Source organism: Streptomyces sp. NPDC020490, assembly GCF_044335305.1.
Lineage (GTDB): Bacteria > Actinomycetota > Actinomycetes > Streptomycetales > Streptomycetaceae > Streptomyces.
Genome location: NZ_JBIRUY010000023.1, coordinates 138,180 through 144,053, shown reverse-complemented (window position 1 = coordinate 144,053; position 5,874 = coordinate 138,180). Strand labels below are relative to the sequence as shown.

The window sequence follows — 5,874 nt, the reverse complement described above, 5'->3', positions numbered from 1 at the left end:
CCTCCATCCAACCGGACCGGACCACGCCCGCGCACCTCTTCCGCCCCGCAAAATCCCACGTCACAGGGCTACTGAACGACTTTGCCGGGACCCTGCACAGGCACCCCTCGCCGAAGTGACCGGCCTGTCCAAGAACAGGATCGGCACAACCCTCCGGGAAACCGCACCCGTCCTCGCCGCTCTCGGCCACACAGTTCCCGCCGGACCCCTCACCGTGACTACAGCCGGACAACTCGCCGCTATCGCCGGACACGACCTCACATCCCCGTAACCCTCAGCAAGATCGAGAAGTTATTGTTCGGCGGCTCCCAGGGCTACCGCGGCACCGGTCTGGTCATCCCACACCGCCGCGAACGCGGCCAGAGCGAACTCCCGGCCTGGAAAGAAGAGCACAACAGCTTGCACCGCAAGGTCCGCGCCCGCGTCGAGCACGCCTTCGCCCGCATGAAGACCTGGAAGATCCTCCGCGACTGCCGTCTGAAGGGCGACGGCCTTCACTACGCCATGCTCGGCATCGCCCGTCTGCACAACCTCACGCTGACCGGATGAGAGACAACGATGCTGGTCAACCAGCATGTCGCACGCGTCCGCACGACACCATGCTTGCGACATTATTACGAACTCTGGTGCCTGGGGCCTTTATCCTTAAGTTCAACATCACTGTACATGGTCAGCGCAGCAAAAAGCCCTTTTCTGCCCGTCACGCCAAGCTTTATGTATGTGCGCTGAAGATGATTTTCGACAGTCCGCACGGAAACACCAAGATGTGCGGCTATGTTTTTGCTGGACTCTCCTGCGGCCGCCAGAAAAGAAATTTCACGCTCTCGTGCCGTTAGATGAGCCGTAGCTTGCGTCGTGGCGAGAAGCGGAGTGCGAGCACCTTCGCATTCTCTTGCATGCGCCTTTGCCCGACGATTTGCTTCTTTTGCTCGAAGTTCAAGCCCCGCTTTTCCCCAGGCAGATGAGGCAGCAGAAAAGGCTTCTGCCGCCAGCAGTGTAGCGTCGAGGTCACTAAGTTCCTCAGCTGCACAAAACAACTCATCTGGATTATTTGAGGCTATGCCCTCCGCAAATTTAACCCGCGCGCGTGCAAGCGGCCCGTCACAGTGATCAGCTATCTCGCCTAGCCGCTCCGCGACATCTCCTGCACCCATCCGCGCTGCATCTGTAAGCAGCAATGCTTCCGAAACTACTTCGCCTGACTTCCGCGCCCTGAACGCGGCCTCAAGAAGTACTGCTTGGGCCTGCATCATTTTTCCGGATGCCGCGAGTAGCCAGGCTTCCCCTAGCCTGTCTTCGCCTGCACGAAGCTCTGACATGCCGATAGTGCGCAGTTCATTCTCAATCGACCTCGCTGTTTCGACATCACCTAGTATTGATGCGCAAGCTGACAGGCCGGACATTGCTAGCCTTAGTGCGCGATGGTTCCCACTAGATTTTGATTTTGCTATGCATTCGAGGAACCAGCGTCGAGCCGATTTCGGACGACCGGCAAGCCACTCAGACCGGGCGCTGATATATGAAAGCCAGATCCATGAAACGTGATCTTGGATCTTATCCAGAGTTGCCCAAGCGTCTTGGCATGTCTGTCTCGCCTCTGCAATGCGACCTTCTTCCGAAAGTGCATAAGCTAGACATATTAGATGCCCTACGGGGTGGGTTGTTAGCGCCAACTCCGTGGAGTTGAGGCTCAACTCATACGCTCGCTCGGACAACTGCCTTGCCTCAGAGGTGCGGCCCACTAGAGTTAGAGCAGCAGACTTCAGCATAGTGCCCATTGTCCAAACACTAAACTTCGGGAGTCTGGAAGGATCAGCGTCCAACTCCTCAAAAATCTCGCATGCTCTGAGCGGGGTTCCTGATATGCTCCGTATACATCCTTCAATGATGCGCAGGACTTGGCGTTCACTCGGTCCAGATGTAGCTTGCAGCGCCGCCCGATTGGCCGAAAGTGCGTCGTCGGTCCTTCCAATCCAAAAAAGGCTCCACGTCCTCAGAAGGGTGACGTCCAGCTTCTCGGTTTCGCTTTCCGCCAAGGCATCTGCCTCAGCAAGCACACTTTCCGCTCTGCTCGCATCACCAAGTAGAAACAAAGAATCTGCGAGCAGGAGGAGCGCACGTACTGTTTTACTATTTTCCGGAAGCGCTTCCAGTAGGTTAACCACTTGCTTGAAATCGTGAGCATGACGCGCCAAGCCAGCCGCTTGATAGAGCATCTCAGGGTCAGCTGTACCCGTTGCAGCCAGTTGCCAAGTGGCGATCCGTAGCGTGTCCTCCCTACGCCGGGCGCCGCGCCTCTCTATTCTGCCAGCCTGTTCAAGCAAAAGACTCCTGCGCCGCAAATTCGTCATGCGACATTTTATTACTTTCCCGTAGAGAGGATGAGCAAGCGTCACAAGCGACCGGCGCCTTTCACTTGCTATATTGACAATCCCGAGTCTTTCCAATTGCATTATCTCCTCAGTTGATGCCGCCTCCTCGAAATCCGCAAGGGGAACAGGTTCACATAGCGCCAAGAGCTCAAGCGCGGTTTTACTCTCAGGCCCCGCCTGAGATATTCTGGAGTCGATGAGCTCGGCAAGCCTAGGAGTTCCCCTTGACTTGTCGCTCACCAATTCCCATATTCCCTCTCCGGGCACAAGCGTATAGCTTGCAAGGCTGCCCAAGACTAGCTCCCGCAAGTAAAAAATGTTGCCGCCGGATGCCGCAAACAAGTCTGCCACCGTATGGCGACTGACAGGCGCGCCCAGTGCAGCCTGCAACACTTTTTCTGTTTGCTGCTGGCTAAGCTCTCCCAGGTGGAGTCTGTGCAAATTAGGGTTATCGACTATAGACTGCACCGAATCGCTTAGCGAGGATCCAGTGCAGAAAGTCCCTATAACTCGCACCGCATCGGCATCCAGTAGTCTGGATATAAACAGAGCAGAAGATGCGTCCAAGAGCTGCATGTCGTCTACCAGAATCGCACTTTTGCGATTCCCGGACCTTGCGACGAGGGCGTGAATGGCCGCAGTGAACCCCCTGTCGGGATTCGAGAGATCTATGCTTCTTGGAATAAGGTGCGCAACAGCCCCCAGTGGGATTTTTGCTGCCGCTTCAGAGGCTGTTGCCCGATATGTTTTCCAGCCTTTTATGGACAACATTCCAAGAAACTCGGCGGCAAGTCGGGACTTGCCGACTCCAGCCGCTCCAGACACCAATATTCCTTGATTGTGCTTTTTCAGGCAAGAGTTTTCAAACTCTTTAATTTCCTCGCTGCGGCCGACTAGTGGCCACCTTGAAATGCTATTTCGTGTATTCAATGATAGTCGCCTTGCTGACTAGATTGATCCCCGGGAGTGGACACGAGGTTTCATGCGGCCAGTGACAGAGTGCGTGATGCGATCAGTCGCTGTTCGAACTCGACCGGTTGCAGCAGTAAGTATCAGTGGCCACGCTGAAAAGGCTCAATGATCTGCGAGTCCTACTAACTACACGGCATTGGTAGCAGACCTCCAGTGAGAGTTCTCCATTTGCCCTGATGAAGGGTCTGGTGACGGGGAGCGTAGCGGGGCTGCGGTGTGGGTGGGGCGGTCTTCGCCGCCCCGTCCCACCAACGGACGGCCGCGCCGCGTGTAGTGACATCGGCGCGCGTGCGCCTGATGGCGACGCCGCCACCGTGACCATCTCATGGAATGGCCGCGATCGGGAGGACGGCGACGGCGTCCAGTCGCCGGCAGGCGACGGATCTCGGCCGGGGTGAGGTCCCCAGGGCTGCGTCGTTCAGGTGAGGTGTCCGGGTTGATCACGTGATGCAGAGGGTGGTCAGCGGACGGTTGGCGTCGCGGGTGTGGTGGCGGAGTCCAGCGGCGATGTTCGTCCGGCCGGTGAGACGGAGAGCGCCGATGGCCAGGTTGCGCGGGGATGCCATGGCGCGTGGAGCGGTGCCGGTGCGCACGTGGGAGTCGTCCTCGGCGTACGTGGTGTTTCTGACGTGGTGGATCTTGTTCTCGATGCCCCGGTGGTCGCGGACGCGGCGGGCGATCTCGGTTGCATCGGCCTGTTCCGTGGTCAGGTCGGTCACCCCGTAGACGCGTTCCGGGGTGACCTCGCCAGTGGTGACGATCCGTCGGCGGCGCACGATCTGGACGGCCTGCACCGGGTGTGGGAACGCGATCCCGGTGACGTCGGCGGCCTTGATCCGGCGGATCTCGTCGCGGCCGTGGGCGGTGGCCCGTGTCTTGTCCAGGAGTGGCACTTCCCGCCGGGGCAGTGCCTTCAGCCGTCGGTGCAGGGTGGGCTGGTTGCCCTTGATCAGCGCGATGTGGTGGGCGTGCTTGTCCTCGACGAGGAAGCGCGCGTGGGCGGTCCGCGAGTGGAGGGCGTCGAAGGTGATCGCCGTGCCGTGCAGGTCGAGCGGGGCTGGCAGGGGCTGGGAGACGGTGATCTGGTCGGTCTTGCCGTCCACCTCACGCTGGGCGGTGACCAGTCCGGTCCCCGTCGTCGCGGCGGGCGGGTGGACCTTGCCGTCGGTGCGGCGGGCACCGCGCACGGTCTTGCCGTCCACGGCGGGGGAGGGCAGGGGCCGGTCGCTGTCGTCGTCTTCCTGGCCGGCGGCGTGTTCGCGCCCGGCGAGCCGGCTTCCGACGGCCGTGTCCGGTGCGTCGCCGTCGATGCGCTGGAGGATACGACGCACGGTGGCTTCGGCCGGGGCGACGGGGCCGCGGTCCGGCTCCCGGCACGGGCCACCGGGCCGGGCCAGGACGTGCGGCGGGGCGTCGGCGGCCCACTCTGCGATCGCAGCCAGGGACTTCGCTCCGGCCAGGACCGCGCACGCAGCCCTGGGACAGGACGAAGGTGAGCGGGTGGCGTCGGCCCTGGTCCCGCCGAGGATCGGGAACCCTGGCCAGGCGGGTCGGCAGGCCGCGGAGGTCATCGGGGTGGTCGGTGCGGCGTCGGTGAGTTGGCCCAAAGGGCCCGGGACGAGCGAGGACGAGCGGGCAGGCACGGTCTTCCGTCGTGGTGATCAGGGACTCGACACCTCATGATCACCGGAAGTCGTGCCTGCCTCCGCGCCAGCCCCCGGCGACCACCCCGCGGTCCTGCCCCAGCTCCTGAAGCCGCATCAACCCGGATACACCGCCTGAACGACGCCGCCCTGGATGAGGTTCACGAGGTCCGCCGTGACCCGGGCGATGGGCAGAGACGAGGCCAGGGCGCCTGTGAACACTTCCCGGGCCGGCTCGCTCTTGGTCGCGAAGGCGTGGTCGCCGGGAACCCGGGCGGCCGGCAGGCTCCTGGTTGTCGGTACAGGACTTGAGCGGGCAGGGCTCCTGGTCGACCAGGGCGTGGCCGCGACCGGTCGGGTAGGTGGTGAAGACGCCGAGCTGGCAGTTCTCCGTCCGTCCGACGGTGGCCGAGTGGCGCTGGACGCTGGCGGAGACGGTGCCCTTCTTGACGAAGCCGGTGTCGTCGACGAGCACGACGATCCCCGACTCGGAGGCGCCCCGGCGCATCAGGGCCGTGTGGTCGAGCGGGCCGTGGCATGCCTCGGCGAGCGCGTCGTGATGCACCTCGTGGCGCACCCGTCTGTTCTTCCGGCCTACCGGGTCCAGCAGCGCGTTTACGCGGTCCTCCATTCGGCGCCGGGGCTCCACTCGGCTGAAGCGAGCGCCGATCCGCAGGCCGAAGTGGGAGTGACTGGATGGTTATCGCTTACTCAGGAACTAAGTCTCCGTTACTGGCCAGTATGTCTGCAGATCGGGGCCTGCTCCGACAGTACGCAGCATCCGAGTTCAAGGAGACGCAGATGAGCTACATCACCGAGGACGGTCTGAGCACCAACCACGCGGAGGTCGCGCTGGCCGAGGACGGTCTGAGCACCAACCACGCCGA

At 61.8% G+C, this 5,874-nt stretch carries 3 protein-coding genes and 1 pseudogene; 1 reads left to right on the top strand and 3 read right to left on the bottom strand.

Annotation, left to right across the window (positions count from 1 at the left end):
- Positions 1-312: 312 nt before the first annotated feature.
- Positions 313-549, top strand: a pseudogene (locus ACH4ZX_RS23870) (transposase family protein); the annotation flags it as partial.
- Between the two features lie 65 nt (positions 550-614).
- Here ACH4ZX_RS23870 and ACH4ZX_RS23865 read toward each other — a convergent pair.
- The 3 genes from ACH4ZX_RS23865 to ACH4ZX_RS23855 form a co-directional block, all read right to left on the bottom strand.
- Complete coding sequence (locus ACH4ZX_RS23865; protein WP_398276150.1) at positions 615-3,302, bottom strand: LuxR C-terminal-related transcriptional regulator; 2,688 nt, start codon at positions 3,300-3,302, stop codon at positions 615-617.
- Positions 3,303-3,784: 482 nt separating this feature from the next.
- Positions 3,785-4,915, bottom strand: coding sequence for an ISAs1 family transposase (locus ACH4ZX_RS23860; RefSeq protein ID WP_398276147.1), 1,131 nt, complete (start codon positions 4,913-4,915; stop codon positions 3,785-3,787).
- A 112-nt stretch (positions 4,916-5,027) separates the two neighbouring features.
- Positions 5,028-5,495, bottom strand: coding sequence for a transposase (locus ACH4ZX_RS23855; RefSeq protein WP_398276163.1), 468 nt, complete (start codon positions 5,493-5,495; stop codon positions 5,028-5,030).
- Between the last annotated feature and the right edge of the window lie 379 nt (positions 5,496-5,874).

Coding starts and splice junctions, on each gene's coding strand:
- ACH4ZX_RS23860 (WP_398276147.1), bottom strand. CDS start 4,915: ATGACCTCCGCGGCCTGCCGACCCGCCTGGCCAGGGTTCCCGATCCTC.
- ACH4ZX_RS23855 (WP_398276163.1), bottom strand. CDS start 5,495: ATGCGCCGGGGCGCCTCCGAGTCGGGGATCGTCGTGCTCGTCGACGAC.